17 protein-coding genes are annotated in these 16,904 nt (G+C 56.1%); all 17 read right to left on the bottom strand.

Annotated features, from left to right (window positions below):
* Window positions 1-2: 2 nt before the first annotated feature.
* The gene (lpxD, locus tag AB4090_RS00850; RefSeq protein ID WP_369571960.1) at window positions 3-1,049 is read right to left on the bottom strand and encodes a UDP-3-O-(3-hydroxymyristoyl)glucosamine N-acyltransferase; all 1,047 of its coding nucleotides are present in this window, start codon (window positions 1,047-1,049) and stop codon (window positions 3-5) included.
* The gene (locus AB4090_RS00845; RefSeq protein WP_369571959.1) at window positions 1,046-1,576 is read right to left on the bottom strand and encodes an OmpH family outer membrane protein; all 531 of its coding nucleotides are present in this window, start codon (window positions 1,574-1,576) and stop codon (window positions 1,046-1,048) included. Before AB4090_RS00845 ends, lpxD begins: the two co-directional genes overlap by 4 nt.
* Window positions 1,576-3,918 carry an outer membrane protein assembly factor BamA gene (bamA, locus tag AB4090_RS00840; protein ID WP_369572161.1) on the bottom strand — a complete coding sequence of 781 codons (2,343 nt, stop codon included), beginning with the start codon at window positions 3,916-3,918 and terminating at the stop codon, window positions 1,576-1,578. Before bamA ends, AB4090_RS00845 begins: the two co-directional genes overlap by 1 nt.
* A 5-nt stretch (window positions 3,919-3,923) precedes the next feature.
* Window positions 3,924-5,282 (bottom strand): RIP metalloprotease RseP, encoded by a 1,359-nt coding sequence (gene rseP, locus AB4090_RS00835; protein WP_369571958.1) that lies wholly within the window; start codon window positions 5,280-5,282, stop codon window positions 3,924-3,926.
* A gap of 14 nt (window positions 5,283-5,296) precedes the next feature.
* Window positions 5,297-6,460, bottom strand: coding sequence for a 1-deoxy-D-xylulose-5-phosphate reductoisomerase (gene ispC, locus AB4090_RS00830; RefSeq protein WP_369571957.1), 1,164 nt, complete (start codon window positions 6,458-6,460; stop codon window positions 5,297-5,299).
* Complete coding sequence (locus AB4090_RS00825) at window positions 6,457-7,257, bottom strand: phosphatidate cytidylyltransferase (RefSeq protein ID WP_369571956.1); 801 nt, start codon at window positions 7,255-7,257, stop codon at window positions 6,457-6,459. The genes ispC and AB4090_RS00825 overlap by 4 nt, the downstream gene beginning before the upstream one ends.
* A complete protein-coding gene (gene uppS / locus AB4090_RS00820; protein ID WP_369571955.1) occupies window positions 7,242-8,006 on the bottom strand; it encodes a polyprenyl diphosphate synthase in 765 nt (254 codons plus the stop codon). The genes AB4090_RS00825 and uppS overlap by 16 nt, the downstream gene beginning before the upstream one ends.
* A gap of 1 nt (window position 8,007) precedes the next feature.
* Window positions 8,008-8,568 carry a ribosome recycling factor gene (gene frr / locus AB4090_RS00815; RefSeq protein ID WP_369571954.1) on the bottom strand — a complete coding sequence of 187 codons (561 nt, stop codon included), beginning with the start codon at window positions 8,566-8,568 and terminating at the stop codon, window positions 8,008-8,010.
* Window positions 8,565-9,293 (bottom strand): UMP kinase, encoded by a 729-nt coding sequence (pyrH, locus tag AB4090_RS00810; protein WP_369571953.1) that lies wholly within the window; start codon window positions 9,291-9,293, stop codon window positions 8,565-8,567. Before pyrH ends, frr begins: the two co-directional genes overlap by 4 nt.
* Window positions 9,293-10,162, bottom strand: a complete 870-nt coding sequence (tsf, locus tag AB4090_RS00805; RefSeq protein ID WP_369571952.1) for a translation elongation factor Ts — start codon at window positions 10,160-10,162, stop codon at window positions 9,293-9,295. Before tsf ends, pyrH begins: the two co-directional genes overlap by 1 nt.
* A 33-nt stretch (window positions 10,163-10,195) precedes the next feature.
* Entirely contained in the window at window positions 10,196-10,951 is a 756-nt protein-coding gene (rpsB, locus tag AB4090_RS00800) for a 30S ribosomal protein S2 (RefSeq protein ID WP_369571951.1), read from the bottom strand.
* A gap of 179 nt (window positions 10,952-11,130) precedes the next feature.
* Window positions 11,131-11,745: a DedA family protein gene (locus AB4090_RS00795; RefSeq protein WP_369571950.1), complete on the bottom strand. Its 615-nt coding sequence runs from the start codon at window positions 11,743-11,745 to the stop codon at window positions 11,131-11,133.
* A 15-nt stretch (window positions 11,746-11,760) separates the two neighbouring features.
* Window positions 11,761-13,272 (bottom strand): Ppx/GppA family phosphatase, encoded by a 1,512-nt coding sequence (locus AB4090_RS00790; protein ID WP_369571949.1) that lies wholly within the window; start codon window positions 13,270-13,272, stop codon window positions 11,761-11,763.
* Between the two features lie 5 nt (window positions 13,273-13,277).
* A complete protein-coding gene (phoU, locus tag AB4090_RS00785; RefSeq protein ID WP_369571948.1) occupies window positions 13,278-13,991 on the bottom strand; it encodes a phosphate signaling complex protein PhoU in 714 nt (237 codons plus the stop codon).
* An 11-nt stretch (window positions 13,992-14,002) separates the two neighbouring features.
* The gene (gene pstB, locus AB4090_RS00780; protein WP_369571947.1) at window positions 14,003-14,764 is read right to left on the bottom strand and encodes a phosphate ABC transporter ATP-binding protein PstB; all 762 of its coding nucleotides are present in this window, start codon (window positions 14,762-14,764) and stop codon (window positions 14,003-14,005) included.
* Between the two features lie 45 nt (window positions 14,765-14,809).
* Window positions 14,810-16,162, bottom strand: a complete 1,353-nt coding sequence (gene phoR / locus AB4090_RS00775) for a phosphate regulon sensor histidine kinase PhoR (RefSeq protein ID WP_369571946.1) — start codon at window positions 16,160-16,162, stop codon at window positions 14,810-14,812.
* Window positions 16,159-16,902 (bottom strand): phosphate regulon transcriptional regulator PhoB, encoded by a 744-nt coding sequence (gene phoB, locus AB4090_RS00770; RefSeq protein WP_369571945.1) that lies wholly within the window; start codon window positions 16,900-16,902, stop codon window positions 16,159-16,161. Before phoB ends, phoR begins: the two co-directional genes overlap by 4 nt.
* Between the last annotated feature and the right edge of the window lie 2 nt (window positions 16,903-16,904).

Below are 16,904 nucleotides of genomic sequence, written 5' to 3'. Positions count from 1 at the left end.
TCCTAAGTGGAAGAGGAATCGGATGTATTGCCTGTCGTGCCGCGCAAGCGGCGCAGGATACCGTCCAGACGATTGAGTTGTGCAACCGTACGTCGCCAGCGTCGTACTTCTTGTGCGGGAATAACACCAGAATAAACGCCAGCTTGGCGAATGTCATGAGTTATCGCACTTTGACCGGCAATCATAGTGCCATCGGCGATGGTAATATGTCCCGCAAAGCCTACCTGACCACCAATGCGGCAACGTCGACCGATTTTGGTACTGCCGGCAATTCCAGTCTGCCCGGCAATCACGGTATCCGCACCAATTTCAACGTTGTGGCCAATCTGAACCAAGTTGTCAATTTTCACCCCAGCGCCAATGATCGTATCCGCGAGAGCTCCACGGTCGATACAGGTATTGGCGCCAATCTCTACTCCTGTACCGAGGATCACCCGCCCAACCTGCGGGATCTTTTCATATCCTACCCCGGTTTGTGCGAAACCAAAGCCATCGGCACCAATAACGGCGTTACTATGGATAATGCATTGCTCGCCGAGGATCGACCCTGCGAGAATCTTGACCCCCGGATAGAGATGGGAATTGGCGCCAATCTCCACACCCGGACCGATGACCACACCGCTTTCCAACCAAACACCAGCGTGAATCTTCGCCCCGGCACCGATCTGCACAAAGTCCTCGATGCGTGCGCTCGGGTCGACCTGGGCATCTGCGGCGATGCGTGCATCCGGCGAACGCCAGGGCGCCGCCGCTACTTCGGGATACAGCAACTGCATAGCCCGAGCAAAGCTTGCGTAGGGATTGTCTGTCCAAATGGCTGGGCCGCTATACTGCTCCACGTAAGTGGAAGAAATGATTAACGCACCCGCGTGCGTTTGCGACAAGAGCGGCAGATATTTCGCGTCCTGTAAAAAGCTGAGTTCATCCTCTTGCGCAGTCAGCAAAGGCGCAATGGCACGAAACACCAGCGCCGCGTCGCCGCGGAAAGGCAACTGCAGAGCAGCGGCTAACTCCCCCAGCGTGTACTGCACCAATGCCAAAGCACTCATTTTGGCGCCCCGGGCTTCGGCTTCTCCATGGCGGCAACCACCTGTTGGGTGAGATCAATAGCACCATTCACATAGAGCACCGATTTGTCATTTAATATCAGTGTGTAATGCCCTTGTTTGCCAATTCTCGTCACGACCCGAACCAGTCGCGCTTGAATATTTTCAAGCACCTGATTGCGCTCCAAATTGACTTGATCCTGGGCAGATTGCCGCAGTTTTTGCAAATCCATGACCATGCCTTGCAACTGCGCTTCGCGTTTTTGCCGCTCCGCATTATTCAGCTTCGGAAAATCTTCCTCCAGGCTCTTTTGCGCGCCAACAATCTGTTGCTGTTTCTGCTCAATCGCCTTTTCTTTCTCGGCAATCAACTGATTGAGGTTTTTCGCCCCAATCTGGGCTTCGGGCAGCTCCCGCAACGCCTTGTCGAGGTCCACAAAGCCGATTTTTGGGGTATCTGCGAGCGCCCAAGGTACGGTCAGAACACCACAACCGAGGACGAAAATCCACGTTGCCCACCAATGCCGCATCAGAAGGCGTTACCCACGGTAAACTGCAGTGGCTGGGTCAGATCCCCCGGCTTTTTGTCCAACGGTATGGCCAAGGACAGCCGTAGCGGCCCGAGCGGGCTGATCCAGAGCAGGCCAATACCTGCTGTTGTGCGCATCTCGCCAAAACTCGGAAAGTAGTTGTTCGAATAGGTGTAATTTGTGGTACTGCCGGCCACCGGATTGACGCCATACACCCAGCCGCTGGCAACAAAAGCGTTCATGCGGAAGTTCTGGTTATCTTCCAAGCCGGGCAAGGGAAAATACAGATTGGCGTCGAGGAGAAGCTCGCGCGTACCCCCCACTGGATATCCATCTATTTGTGGGCCCAGGGCATAGGTCTGATAGCCCGGCAAGGTCAAGGGACCACCCAGGTAAAAGTTGTTAAAGAAGGGGACAGGCTTACCCGAGAAACTATTGATGAAGCCATAACGTAGCCCCAGGCCGCCCGTCAGCCAGGAAGTGAACGGATGATAGTAATTGCTTTTCACCTCCGCCTTGTACCAGCGCAGGTTGCCGGGCGGCACTGCCGCCTTCAGCGACAAGCTGCTATAAATTCCTTTCGTTGGGAAAATTGGCGAGTTGGTGGTGTTATAAACCAAATCATTGCCGATAGTAACGGAATTCGTCGTGTTCCCGTAATTATTGATATAATTTTGATACAGCGGGATCGGATTACTGGTGTCTAAAGTAATCCGGGTATTCGTGTATCCCAACGACATGTAATCATACACATACTCCATAACCGGAATACCCAGGGTAACGGCTCCGCCCAGATCTACCTCTTGATAGGGTGCCACTGCCAAGGTAGAGAGATTGGTATCATTACGGAAGACGTTGAAGCCGAGGCTGATGCCATCGGGAGTAAAATACGGATCCGTGTAAGACAGGTTAAACGCACTACCCAAACCACCAACATTGGCAGAAAAAGATAGGGCATTACCGGTACCCATAAAATTCTTCTGGGTGATGGAACCGTTAAAGAGAAAGCCCTGGGCATTGGAGTAGCCCACGCCAACACTGAACGAGCCAGTTGGACGTTCGTCTACGGCCACATCCAGATCTAGTTGATCGGGATGCCCCGGCACCGGCACGGTCTTGGTGGTAACATTCTGGTAGAACCCTGTCTGTTCCAAACGCAGTTTCGATCGATCGATCAAGCTGCGATTGTAGAGCGAGCCCTCCATCTGCCGAAATTGGCGTCGTACCACATAATCCATACTACGATTATTGTTACTGATCTCAATGCGGCGAATATAGACCCGATGCTGCGGATCCACCTGAAAATTCAAGGCCACTTCATGGGTCTTGGGGTCGACGGTGGGCACCGGTGTGGTACTCGCGAAGGCGTAGCCATAGTTACCTAATTCATCGGCAATGGCCTTATTCGTTGCCAAAATTTTTGCCTTGGAAAAACGCTCACCGGGATGTATCTCAATGAGTTTTTCCAGCTTTTCTCGTGGCAGAATCAGATCTCCGGTCAGATCCACCTTGCTAACATGATACACATCGCCTTCATGAACATTTACCGTAAGATAAACAAAACGACGGTTTGGGGTGACCTGCACCTGTGTCGATTCTATGGCAAAGTTCAAATAGCCATGATCGAGATAGAAATTAGTGATCTTCTCCAAACTCTTGGAAAATTTTTCCTGCGAGTAACGATCATTTTTGCTGAAGAACGAGAAGGCATCCGGCGCACCAATGGAGAATAGTCCGCGCAGACGCTCTTCGCTGAAGGCATGGTTACCGATGATGTTGACCTGTTTGATGGTCGCCTGCTGTCCCTGCTCCACGTCGATGCGGATAGCAACACGATTGCGCGGCAGTGTCTCGACATGGGGGGTAATTTTGGCATCGTAGTAGCCCATGCCCTCGTACTGCTGTTGCAAACCCTGCACCACTTGGTCGAGGGTCGCCTTGTTGAAGATATGGCGCACCTCCAGCCCAATCCCTTTGAGGGTGGACGCCACCTCATCCTTGGAAAAGGCCTTGATGCCCTTGGTTTCGATACTGGCGATAATGGGACGCTCTTTCACCACCACGACGAGGTCATTTCCAGAGCGGGCGACACTCACATCCTGGAAAAAGCCCGTGGAATAGAGATCCTGCACGGCCTTCTGCGCCATGGCGTCGTCAACCGACTCGCCAATGTGTATCGGCAGATAGTTGTATACCGTACCTGGGGTGATGTGCTGCAACCCCTTGATCTCGATATTCTGCACAGTAAAAGGAGTAAAGGCACATGCCGAGACGAAGCTGGAAGCACAAAACACTGCTGCTGACAGGGTAATAGCCCGGGTGGATCGGGAAGGAAGGCGCATTTTCTTCACGGTTTCAACATTCTCACTGTGTCGTTGTACAAGGCGAGGAATAGAAGCATCAGGATCAGCACTATACCGATCATCTGCGCTTTTTGCATCCACTCGGGAGGCAGCGGGCGCCCACGCAAGAGTTCGGCGATGGCAAAAGCGATGTGACCGCCATCAAAGACCGGGAGTGGGAAGAGATTGATCACCCCCAAGCTCACGCTCAAGAGTGCAAGAAAGCTCAGATAGGGGGCGAAGCCAGCAGCGAAGCTTTGCCCTGCCACTTCGGCAATGCCGATCGGACCACTGATATTGCTTGTCGACACGGTGCCCTGAATCATCCGCCAGATCATCTCCAAAGAGAGGCTGGTGACGGTCCAGGTCTGCTGCGCACCATAGCCCAGCGCGGCAAAAAACCCCCGGCGATGCAGCACAATGAGAGATTTGGGCAAGGGCGCAAGGGTAATCCCCAGATAGCCTTCCGTCTTGCCGTGGGAAAGCACCGTCTGCAAGGCGACCTCGCCACTGCGCACCGTGCCCTGCGGGTCCTGCCACCGGATCGTCACCGGTTTTGCGGGTTCCGCCTCAATGCCCTGCACTACCTCTTGCCAGCTGAAGGTCTTGCGGCCCGCTACCGCAATGATTTTGTCACCCTTTTGCAAACCCAGTCTGGCGGCCGGGCTATGCGGCAAGACCGACCCGACTACCGGCGGCAAATACGGTCCAACCCCCAGAATTTCAGACAAGAATCCTGCGCCCACACTATCTGCAGGCAATTTTTGTAAGGGCAGATTAATATCTCGTGTGTGCCCTGCCAAGTCTTGCACGGTTAGGCGGGCGGCCTGCTCATTCACTGCCGCAGCGAGCAAATGCACGCGCAGATCCTGCCAGTTGTGAACCGCGGCGCCGTTGACCTGGGCAATGCGGTCACCCGTCTGCAGGCGACTGTTCTGCGCGACAAAGGCATGCGGGTCGATACTACCGATGATCGGCGCAATACCGGGAATACCGATGATGCCGACTGCGGCATAAACCAGAATAGCGAGGAGAAAATTTGCTCCCGGTCCGGCCACAGCAATCAGCATCCGTCTGCCTGGCGCGAGAGTATTGAAGGCGCGTCCCCGATCTACCTGCGGCAGGGGTTCTTCGGGGTTTTCTTCCAACATCTTTACATAACCGCCGAAAGGAATTGCCGCCAAGCGAAATTCCGTGGCGTCCTTGCCAAAGCTACGCTGCCAGATTGCGGGCCCGAAACCTACGCTGAAGCGCAGGATGCGTACACCGAGCGCGCGCGCGACAAAGAAATGCCCAGCTTCGTGAAAGGTCACCAATATGCTGATGGCGACGAGAAAGGCGACCAGGGTCGTCAGAATGCCCACAAAATTCCCTTAATTTAGGCTGCACCTGCCAACGGAATTTGCTGCCGCGCCTGCACCCGCGCCTCGGCATCGATGGCCATGACGGCATCGAGGTCTGCGGGTGCAGCCGGCTGGTAGGCGTCAAGGGTAGCGGCTACCACCCGTGCAATATCGGGGAAAGACAACTGCCCATCGAGGAAGGCCTGCACGGCAATCTCGTTGGCGGCATTGAGCACGGCAGTGGCTGCCGAACCACCGGCAATTGCCTGAAAGGCCAAGGCAAGGCAAGGAAAGCGCTGCAAATCCGGTTCTTCAAACTGCAGTGCCGGGCCACGCGCCAGGTCGAGAGAAGAAACACCGCTATCGATACGCTCGGGGTAGGCCAGCGCATGAGCAATCGGCGTGCGCATATCGGGATTACCCAGCTGGGCGAGCACCGATCCATCCAGATACTCGACCATGGAATGAATGATGCTCTGCGGGTGAATGAGTACGCTAATGCGATCGACGCTCAGATCAAACAACCAGCGCGCTTCGATGACCTCCAGGCCCTTATTCATCATGGTCGCAGAGTCTACGGATATTTTGCGCCCCATGACCCAATTGGGATGCGCGCAGGCCTGATCGGGGGTGACCCGTTGCAACTCTTCCACCGGTGTTTGCCGAAACGGGCCACCAGAGGCAGTAAGAATAATACGGCGCACTCCCCGCTCATCACCAAAGCATTGAAAGATGGCGTTGTGCTCACTATCAATAGGGAGCAGCGTCACCTGATGGCGACGTACCTCGCGCATGAACAGCTCGCCCGCCATCACCAGACATTCTTTGTTGGCAAGATAGATCTTTTTGCCGGCACGCACCGCTGCCAAGGTGGGTAATAGTCCTGCCGCGCCGACAATAGCAGCCATCACATCGTCGACACCAGGATAGGTAACGGCTGCCTGCAAGGCCTCGTCACCGCCACTGACCTCGATATCAGGCAGGTCTGCGAGCTTCTCTCGCAGGCTGCGTGCGCTGGCGGAATCGCGCATGACCGCGAGTTTTGGGCGATACTGGCGACACAAAGTGGCCATTTCATCCACACGCTGGTTAGCGGTGAGAACCAACACGTGAAAGCGATCTGGATGCCTGGCCAGTACGTCGAGGGTGCTCTTGCCAATAGAGCCCGTCGCTCCGAGGATGCATATTCCGCGTGTCATAATTTCCCCCAGCAAACCAACAAACTGACAAATATCGGCAGCCCCGCTGTCATCGCATCAATACGATCGAGGATGCCACCATGGCCGGGCAGGAGCTGGCCACTATCTTTTTTTCCGGCAGAGCGCTTGAGCAGGCTCTCGAAGAGATCCCCAAGCACGCCAAAAGCTGCCACCACTAGACCTAAGGCAGCCCCCAGCAATACCGTGCCGAACTGCCAAGACCACAACCATCCGCCCCCCAGTGTGCCTACCAGGACGCCGCCGAGCAAGCCACCCCATAGTCCGGCCCAGGTCTTGCCCGGGCTAAGCTTGGGCACCAAGCGTGCCTTACCAAAGCGTTTTCCTGCCATCATCGCCGCTACGTCGGTCATCACGATGATGGACAGGCCCCAAAGTAACAGGAGCGGATGCCGATTCTGCAAGTAGAAAGCGAACCAAAAAGCGGGCAGAAGCACCGGCCAGGCGCTGCCTTGCAGGAGCCGCCGAGACAACGTAGCGCGTGCCTGCACAAACAGGATCAACATCAGCACGAACAGCCAGAAAGCGATGCAGGCAAACGCAAGATAGGCCGGCCAGAGTCCCGCCGTGGGCCAGAAAATTACTGCAATCAGGTAGGCAGCGACCGAAAGGATGGCCCAAGAGAAGGGCCAGCGCAGGCCCAGCAAATGTGCCCACTCATTGGCTGCAATCGCCAGCAGCAAGACCAGAATGGCCAGAAAAAGCCAAGAATTGCCATAGAATACAAGCGGCACAAAAAATGCCAAGAGGAAAAATGCCGTAATTAGTCGCTGGCGCAAGCATCTTCCTGTACTTGATCACCGGTTCGGCCAAAACGCCGCTGCCGATGGGCAAAAGACTTGAGCGCCAATTCCAGGGCATTGCCATCAAAGTCGGGCCAGAGCGTATCGGTAAAGTAAAACTCGGTGTAGGCCAATTGCCAAACGAGGAAATTGCTGATGCGTTCTTCGCCGCCGGTACGGATCAGTAAATCTGGTGCTGGACTATCGGCCAAACAGAGCTCGGCGCTGATGTCCTCCTCACTGAGAGAATCCAGATCGCGCCCCGCCGCCAGACATTTTGCAATGGCTCGTTTCGCCGCACTGGTGATGTCCCAGCGCCCGCCGTAATTCACCGCCAGATTCAGGGTCAGACGACGATTTTCCGCGGTAAGACTTTCCGCATCCCGAATCAAGGCCTGCAGATCTGGCGCCAAATTGCTCTGGTCACCGATGATGCGTAGACGCACCCCATTTTCATGCAGTTTTTTCGCCTCTCGCCGCAACAGCAGGCGAAAGAGGTTCATCAGCAGACGAACTTCGAGGGGCGGGCGTCGCCAATTTTCGGTGCTGAAGGCAAAGAGGGTGAGGTGGGGAATCTCCCAATCGACACAGCGTTGTACCATCTCGCGCACCACTTCGGCGCCACGGCGATGCCCGGCAACGCGTGGGAGGTGGCGACGATAGGCCCAGCGGCCATTACCGTCCATGATAATGGCAATATGCTGTGGCCGCTTGTTGGCCAAATCTGCTGCTAGGCTTAGGCTCAACTCAGACCTCCATCAGGTCCGATTCTTTCGCCTCGATCACGCCCTCCACCTCATCGATGAAACGGTCGGTGAGCTTCTGAAATTCCTCTTCGGCGCGCCGCTCTTCGTCCTCGGAAACCGCTTTATCTTTCAATAGGTTTTTGATCTGCGTGATCGCGTCACGGCGGATGTTGCGAATGGCAACACGCGCACCCTCGCCCTCCGAGCGCACGATCTTGGCCATCTCCTTGCGTCGCTCCTCGGAAAGAGGTGGCAAGGGCACGCGTACGTTGTCCGACCCGGCGACTGGGTTCAGCCCCAGCCCAGCATCACGAATGGCCTTGTCGATTTTGGGTATCAGATGCTTTTCCCAGGGGGTGACAACGAGGGAACGCGCGTCCGCTACGCTCACCGAGGAAACCTGCGACAAAGGCGTAGGGCTGCCGTAATAATCGACTTCTACTGGGTCTAAGAGACCAGTGTTCGCCCGACCGGTGCGCAAACGCGACAATTCAGACTTGAGCGATTCAATGCTCTTCTTCATCCGCGTTTCGGCGTCTTTCTTGGTTTCGGCAATACTCATGCTACCGCACTCCGTACTGTGGTTCCTTCTTCCTCGCCCTGCAGGACGCGAAGCAAGGCCCCAGCCTTGTTCATGGAAAAGACCACTATGGGCATATCGTTGTCCCGACACAAGGTAATCGCTGTGGCATCCATCACTTGCAGGCCCTGCTCCAGGACTTGATCGAAGCTCAATTCACGATAGCGCATGGCGTCAGGGTTATTTACCGGATCATCGGTATAAATACCATCAACCTTAGTGCCCTTGAGCACCAATTCGGCATTAATCTCGACGGCGCGTAAACTGGCAGCGGTATCGGTAGTGAAGAAGGGATTGCCCGTACCCGCGCCAAAGATCACCACCCGCCCTTTTTCCAGGTGGCGAATGGCCCGCCGGCGAATGTACGGCTCTGCCACCTGTTCGATGTGCAGGGCCGATTGCACACGGGTCGGCAGACCGAGATGCTCAAGGGCGTCTTGCACGGCTAAGGCATTCATCACGGTGGCAAGCATACCCATGTAATCGGCGGTGGCTCGATCCATTCCCTCGGCGGCCTTCGCCATACCGCGGAAGATGTTGCCGCCACCAATGACTACCGCCACCTGTACTCCGGCGTCAGCCACCTCTTTAATTTCGGCAGCCATCCGCTGCACCACCGCACGATCGACACCATACTGCTCATCGCCCATCAGGGCTTCACCACTCAATTTGAGCAGAACCCTTTGGTAACGCAGCGGGGCCTCCATTAGCTGCCCCGGACTTGGGCCATGACCTCGCTGGCAAAATCTGCCGTGGGAGCCTTCTCAATGCCTTCGCCGACTTCGTATCGGACAAATTCCAGCACCGTCGCGTTGCCCGATGCCTTGAGCAGGTCGCCTACGGTCTGGTCGGGATTCTTGACGAAAGGCTGGCCGGTAAAGGCAATTTCGTTGAGGAATTTACTCATCCGCCCGGAAATCATCTTTTCGATGATGTCTCGCGGCTTGCCAGAATCGGCTGCTTGCGCGATGAGAATTTCCTTCTCCTTCTCCACCCGATCTGCAGAAACGTCTTGCGGATTCACTACCTCGGGGCGGGACGCCGCTACGTGCATGGCAAGGTCGCGTCCGAGATCTTCCGAAACCTCACCTCGGACCGCAACGAGCACACCAATGCGGCTGCCGTGCAGGTAAGTTCCCACACGCCCGGCATCGGCGCCCAGGTGCCGCACGCGGCGCAAGGCAATGTTCTCGCCCAGCTTGCTGACCAAGCCCTTGCGAGTCTCTTCGATATCACCGGTAGCCAGATCCTGCAGCGTTGCGGCGTTGGCCAACGCGGCCTCGGCACAGCGCTTGGCGAACGCAACAAAGTCGTCGTTCTTCGCTACGAAATCCGTCTCGCAGTTGAGTTCAACGATCACTGCCTTACGCTGATCGGCGCTGCTCGCGACCATAACCACACCCTCAGCCGCAACCCGGCCCGCCTTTTTGTCGGCCTTGGCCAAACCACGCTTGCGCAAGAGGTCGATAGCACCATCCATATCGCCATTCGCTTCACTGAGCACGGTTTTGCACTCCATCATGCCTGCGCCCGTACGCTCCCGCAGTTCCTTGACTTGCTGCGCCGTAATTGCCATTTCTAACTCCTCAATTCTGCGTAGAAAACCAAATCAGTCGGCATCGATCTCAATAACGTCTTCATCTACTTCGACAAATTCGTCGAGCAGATCTGCCTCAACACCTTGACGCCCAGCCAGGATGGCATCAGCGGCAAGACTGGCATACAGGCGAATGGCACGCCCGGCGTCGTCATTTCCAGGAATCGGGTAGTCGATCAGGCCGGGGTTACAGTTGCTGTCTACTACACCGATCACCGGCACGCCCAGCTTCTTCGCTTCCGCAACCGCGATATTCTCGTGGCCTACGTCGATGACAAAGATCGCATCAGGAACCCCGGTCATGTCTTTGATACCGCCTAAGCTGCGCTCCAACTTGTCGAGTTCGCGCTGCAGATCGAGGGCTTCTTTTTTGGTAAGCTTGTCGATGGTGCCATCATTGCGCATCTGCTCAAGCTCTTCCATGCGCCGCAGGGACTGGCGAATCGTCTTGAAATTGGTGAGGGTACCGCCCAGCCAACGCTGGTTGACGTAGAAGGCGCCGCAGCGTTTTGCTTCTTCGGCAATCACATCACGCGCCTGGCGCTTGGTACCTACGAACAGCACCCGTCCGTGCTTGCGCGACAACTGCTCGAGAAAGCCCAGGGCAGTACGGAGCATCGGTAGAGTATGTTCGAGGTTGATGATGTGAATCCGGTTGCGCTCACCAAAGATGTAAGGGGCCATCTTGGGATGCCAATAACGGGACTGGTGTCCGAAATGTACGCCGGCTTCGAGAAGAGCACGCATGCTCACGTTAGGACTGGTCATAAAATACTCCATAGATTCGGGTTGATAGCCGCCACCGACCCCCTGTTTGCCATCCCGCAGGACACCCGGCAGCAGGTGCGGATCGATGTGTGAATTGGCCCAACATGGGCCTGCGGCGCGTTATAGCAAAAAAGCCGCCGCGCGGCAATGCGAAAGTAAAGAAACTCTGGCTTTATTGCTCACTCATCGCGATTCCTGCGGCGCTGCCGCCAAACGAGATAGGCAATAACGACGGCCAAAAGAGCAAGAAAGGCCATCTGTACGTAGCGAAGTTCGCGCAGGAGAAGGGGTAGCGAGGCGGCAAGCAGGTAGCCAGCAGTACTGATGAGCATGGCCCAAAGCAGCGCGGCAATGGGATTCATCCACAGATACCGGCGCGGATGATAACGATGCATGCCGAGGAGAATGGGGGTGATGGTGCGGGTACCGTAGATAAAGCGAAACAACAACGTAATCCAATCACCAAAGCGGCGAATCAGGGTCTCGGCACGGGCAATGTGACGACGTAGAAAATTTGGCAGCCAGGAAATCAGGCGCTCACCATAGCGATAGCCGAGCAGGTAGAGGATCTGATCATTGAGGGTACTACCCGCCCAGGCAGCAACGATTACGCCCGCCCAGGAAAGAATTCCGGCGTGCGCCAGGGCACCAGCGATAACCACGACCGCTTCCCCTTCGAACAGGGTCCCTAAAAATAGAATGCCATAGCCATAGCGCCGCAGAAATTCACTAACATCGGTGAGGGTTACGGGGGCATAGCCAAGATGCGCAAAGAGCCAGTTGAGGAGTTCCAAGAAATTTACGACAAATCAAAAAAGAAGTTGAAATTCAGGAGACAACAAATCGCGCTCATTCTCTAGCTCGGCGTACAACAGTGGCGCTGTTCGCTGCCAACCACTGGCAAACTGCAATTGCAAGGTCTTACCCATTACGAGAATCTGCGGCTTCGTGTCGAGCTCTCCGGCACCGCGTTGCAGGAGAATAGCTAGGCGCAGAATAACGGCAAGCTTTTGCAAGGTGGCAAGATCATCGACTCCCACGCCAAGCGCCTGTATCTGTGTCACGCTCAGAAGTTTTTTTCTCTGCGAGCGTAGTAAGGTAGCGATGAGATTTTGTTCGCGGCGGGAGAACCCAGCGATGTCACCATTGCGCCAGATATACTCGCTATGTTTATGGAAGCCGGAATGGGCAATGTCCAGACCGATATCGTGGGTCATGACCGCCCAGCGCAGCCAGCCTCGATGGGCCTCTGCAAGCTCCCATTCCGAAGCCGTAGCCGCAAAAATGCGCTCGGCCCAAAGCGCAACCTCGGCGTTACGCTCCCGCTGACTGTGAAAGCGTTCTTGCAGACCACGCACACTGACTTCGCGACTATCCTCATGTTGAATACGTCCGAGCAAGTCATAGATCGCACCTTCCCTCAGGGCCCCCTCGGAAAAGCGCATTTCTTGTAGCTGGAAGGAATCAAAAATCGCTGCAAGAATGGCGAGCCCGCCCGGGAAAACCGGCGCCCGGTCACTCTTCAGACCAGCCAAGCGCGCAAGGGCGCGGAAATTTCCCAGAGAAAGAAGCTCTTCCTGCAACCAGCGCAAGCCCACGGCAGTGATGCGTTGGCCACGGCCATTTTCTTGGAGAATACGGGCAATAGCCTTGATCGTTCCCGAGGAGCCAACCGCCTGATCCCAACCAAAACGGCGATAATCTCCCAGGGCTGGCTCTATGGCTAGCCGCACCCGGCGTTGCAACGCCGCATAGGCGTCACGACTGATGATCTTGCCATCGGAAAAATACTCTTGCGTAGAACGCACACAGCCAAAATGCAGACTCTCGCGAATGCCTGGGCTAAAACCACGCCCGGCAATAATTTCCGTGCTGCCGCCGCCAATATCGACTACCAGGCGCCGCTCTTCCGGCGCTACCGCCAAGCTGTGCGCCACGCCCAGATAGATGAGCCGTGCCTCTTCACGCCCAGCAACGATCTCCACAGGCACGCCAAGCGCCGCCTCGATCTCGGCGAGGAAGGGCTCGGCATCGCGCAGCATACGCAGGGTGTTCGTACCGATGACGCGAATGCGCTCCTTGGGTACAGAGCGCAAGCGTTGACCAAAGCGTTGCAGACAGTCTACCGCACGACGCGCGACCTCCGGCGCCAAGCCGCCCTCGGGACGCAGTCCTTCGGCCAAGCGCACACCTTCGCGCAGACGATCGAGCAGGCGTAACTCGCTGCCCACCTCTTCCGCGATAACCATATGAAAGGAGTTGGAGCCCAGATCGACGGCGGCCAGAAGATTTTGCTGCGGCAGACTGTCATCACTGGACATGAGATTCAATCCTGTAGCTGGTGGCTGACTTCCTCCAGGGGAATATGACGGACGTTGACGCCTTTGACAAGGTAGATCACATATTCACAGAGGTTGCGCGCGTGATCACCGACCCGCTCCAGGGCCTTGGCCACGAAGAGGGCATCGATGGCAGGGGTAATGGTGCGCGGATCTTCCATCATATAGGTGATCAGACGGCGCATCGCCGCGCGATATTCCTGATTCAGCTCTTCGTCGCCCTTCGCAACCTCAATGGCGGCCTCGGCGTCGCCATTGGCCAAGGCATCCATGGCCCGGCGGAACATATCCAGGGCATAGTCACCCATCGTCTTGATGTCACGCAGGAAACGACTGTTGACGCTAGTGCTGCTGCGTTGCATCGAAAGGGCCATACTCGCGATCTTTACCGCCTTGTCGCCAATACGCTCAAGGTCGGCGATGGATTTGATGAGGGTCATCACCAGGCGTAGATCCCCTGCTGCTGGTTGGCGCCGCACCAGAATACTGATGCATTCCTCTTCGATGCGCAGCTCATAGTCATTGACAATACTGTCGCGACCAATGATTTCATTGGCCAGTGCCTCATCCTGATGCAGCAGCGCGGTCAAGGCATTGCGCATCTGTTCCTCGACGACGCCCGCCATCCGGTGCACCAGCTCATGTACCGCATGAAGTTCATCGTCAAAGCGTTGGGAAACATGGGGGTCAGCATTCATCATAAGGTTGCTCCTCAGCCGTAACGACCAGTAATGTAGTCTTCCGTTTGTTTTTTCTGCGGGTTGGTGAAGAGTTGCTGGGTCGGCCCGTACTCCACCATTTCCCCCAGGTACATGAAAGCGGTGTAGTCAGACACACGAGCTGCCTGCTGCATATTGTGGGTAACGATGAGCAGCGTAAATTGCTCGCGCAGCTCGGCTACCAGTTCCTCGATCTTCAGTGTGGCGATCGGGTCCAGGGCCGACGTAGGTTCGTCCAACAGAATCACATCCGGGCGCACCGCCACGGCGCGCGCAATACAGAGGCGCTGCTGTTGCCCACCGGAGAGGCTGAGGCCACTCTTTTTGAGGTTATCCTTGACCTCATCCCAAAGCGCTGCCTGGCGCAAGGCTTGCTCTACGCGCTCATCCATTTCCACTTTACGAAGTTTTTCATAAAGCTTGATGCCGAAGGAAATATTGTCGTAAATCGACATGGGAAAGGGGGTCGGCTTCTGAAACACCATACCCACGCGAGCGCGCAACAAGTTAACATTGTAACTTCGCGCCAAGATGTCTTCGCCATCGAGCAGCACCTGTCCAGTGGCGCGCTGACCGGGATAGAGCGAATACATCCGATTGAAGACCCGCAACAAAGTAGACTTACCACAGCCAGACGGGCCGATGAACGCCGTCACCTGATTGCCGAGCATCTCCAGATTGATGCCTTTCAGCGACTTGTGTTCGCCGTAGTAAAAATCCAGATTCCGCACCGAAATTTTGGCGTTTTCCGTCACAAACAATCTCCCAATGCTCAGCTTTTCAGGCAGTATACCTGAGGATTATGACACTTTAATGACATCTTCTACCCGACCATCCTGCCAATAATTGCCACGACGGGCCAGATCAGCAGGAAAAAAAACCACAAACTCCGAACCCTTGCCGACTTCGCTGTTCACCCGCAGGCTGCCAGCGTAGCGTTCTGCCGTGTGGCGAACAATGGAGAGTCCCAGACCGGTACCTCCAACCCGCCGCGAACGGCCCTTGTCCACCCGGTAAAACCTTTCCGTAATGCGCTGCAGGTGTTCCCGCGGTATCCCTTCCCCCGTGTCGCGCACGCGCAACGTCAGACGCTCATCCTCGCTCGACCAGCTAACGTAAACGTCCCGCCCGCGCGGGCTATACTTGACGGCATTTTCGAGCAAATTCTGGACGATGCTGTGGATGTCGATAGGCTCGGCGAATAACGCTAGGCCAAAGTCCAGATCAAGGTGCAAGGACAGCTTTTTCTCCAGAATAGAAGCCATCAGGCTCTCTCGCGCGCGTTCCACCATCTGCGCCACGAACACTGTTTCGCAACGGCGGGGGTCTGGCTCCGCGCTTTCGATCCGGGCAAGGGAGAGAAGATCTTCCACCAGAGACTGCATACGTTTGCCCTGCTCTTCCATGAGGCGGAGCTGCGGGCTCACCTCCTCATCTTGCCCCAAGGGCCCATCCAGAAGATTTTCGAGGAAACCCTGAATTACCGTCAGCGGACTACGTAGCTCATGCGATACATTAGCAACGAAATCCTGGCGTACCTGTTCCAGTTTTCGCAAGCGAGTGACGTCGCGAAACAAGACCAAGGCCCCTGCCCCACCCAAGGGATAGCGCAAGACCTCAAAAGCGGCATCGGGACGATCCGGGAGACTCATCGCCAGGGTGCCAGGTCCAGCGCCGGCAAGAAAATCCTGCATCTGTGGCAGCCGCAACCAAAAAGACAGAGGCTTTCCTAAATCTTCCGGCCAATGCAAATGCAGGAGCTCCACCGCGGCCGGATTCATCCACAGCAGACGTCCCTCGTCATCCATAAGCAGCAAGGCGTCTGGCAGCGCCTGCAGCGCGTCGCGCAGTTGCATGACCTGATGGTTGAGCTGCTGCTGCCGTATTTCCTGATGCCGCCGCCAATGGTATCCCTCGGCAAAAGTCTCTTCCCAAATGCCGCTACTCAAAGGTGGCATCCGCGTGGTTTTTTCGCGAAACCAAGCACGAAAACGCAGAGCCTCCTGGCGATGCCAGCCCACCCATAACGCATAAAAAACAATCGCCAACCAGAAAAATGACACCAGGGAGCTACTGGGAGCACCGAGAAAATTCCATGCGAGAAGCAGCGCTAGGGGCAGCAGCGCCGGCACCCAGGCGCGCAGATGATTCATGAAGTTTCGCTGGCCAGTTCCGGGCTCTGCGGCAGGGGATTACAACGGTAGCCTTCCCCACGCACGGTCTCGATGATGTGGGCATAGGAAACCTTCTCGAGGCAGCGGCGCAAGCGACGGATGTGCACATCAACAGTGCGCTCCTCGACGTACGTCTGCCGTCCCCAGATGATGTCGAGCAAGGCATCGCGGCTGTAGACACGATCAGGATTGGTAACAAAGAGGCGGAGCAGGCGAAATTCTGTTGGGCCCATCGTTACTAGCTGGTCATGAAGGGTGACGCGGTGCGCCTTGACGTCGATATTGAGTTCGCCGATGCGCACCCGATTGGGGGTCAGGCCGCCATAACTGCGGCGCAACAGGGCTTGTACTCGGGCCACCAGCTCGCGCGGCGAGAACGGCTTGGCGAGATAATCATCGGCACCAGATTCTAGCCCATGCACACGGTCGCCCTCTTCTCCGCGTGCAGTCAGCAGGATGATGGGAATGCTTTGCAGGCTATCACGCCGCCGCAGATTACGACACCAGGCAATACCACTCTCACCGGGAAGCATCCAGTCGAGAATGATCAAATGCGGTGTTGGATCGTGCAACAGGTCTTCCGCAGCTTCGGTACTCGACGCGCAATAGACCTGAAAACCATGCTTTTGCAGACTCAGGCGTAATAGTTCCTGAATACCCTCCTCGTCCTCGACCACCAGGATTCGGAAAATTTGCTGCTCGCTCGTTTCTTCAGCCATGC

The sequence above is a fragment of the Acidithiobacillus sp. IBUN Pt1247-S3 genome, assembly GCF_041146875.1.
Lineage (GTDB): Bacteria > Pseudomonadota > Gammaproteobacteria > Acidithiobacillales > Acidithiobacillaceae > Igneacidithiobacillus.
Note: the sequence above shows the minus strand (reverse complement) of the source record. Positions and strands in the feature narration are given on the sequence as shown.

Excerpts from the sequence above, each read along its gene's own strand:
- lpxD (WP_369571960.1), bottom strand. The coding sequence starts at position 1,049 with ATGAGTGCTTTGGCATTGGTGCAGTACACGCTGGGGGAGTTAGCCGCT.
- AB4090_RS00845 (WP_369571959.1), bottom strand. The coding sequence starts at position 1,576 with ATGCGGCATTGGTGGGCAACGTGGATTTTCGTCCTCGGTTGTGGTGTT.
- bamA (WP_369572161.1), bottom strand. The coding sequence starts at position 3,918 with ATGCGCCTTCCTTCCCGATCCACCCGGGCTATTACCCTGTCAGCAGCA.
- ispC (WP_369571957.1), bottom strand. The coding sequence starts at position 6,460 with ATGACACGCGGAATATGCATCCTCGGAGCGACGGGCTCTATTGGCAAG.
- frr (WP_369571954.1), bottom strand. The coding sequence starts at position 8,568 with ATGAGTATTGCCGAAACCAAGAAAGACGCCGAAACGCGGATGAAGAAG.
- pyrH (WP_369571953.1), bottom strand. The coding sequence starts at position 9,293 with ATGGAGGCCCCGCTGCGTTACCAAAGGGTTCTGCTCAAATTGAGTGGT.
- tsf (WP_369571952.1), bottom strand. The coding sequence starts at position 10,162 with ATGGCAATTACGGCGCAGCAAGTCAAGGAACTGCGGGAGCGTACGGGC.
- rpsB (WP_369571951.1), bottom strand. The coding sequence starts at position 10,951 with ATGACCAGTCCTAACGTGAGCATGCGTGCTCTTCTCGAAGCCGGCGTA.
- AB4090_RS00790 (WP_369571949.1), bottom strand. The coding sequence starts at position 13,272 with ATGTCCAGTGATGACAGTCTGCCGCAGCAAAATCTTCTGGCCGCCGTC.
- phoU (WP_369571948.1), bottom strand. The coding sequence starts at position 13,991 with ATGATGAATGCTGACCCCCATGTTTCCCAACGCTTTGACGATGAACTT.
- phoR (WP_369571946.1), bottom strand. The coding sequence starts at position 16,162 with ATGAATCATCTGCGCGCCTGGGTGCCGGCGCTGCTGCCCCTAGCGCTG.
- phoB (WP_369571945.1), bottom strand. The coding sequence starts at position 16,902 with ATGGCTGAAGAAACGAGCGAGCAGCAAATTTTCCGAATCCTGGTGGTC.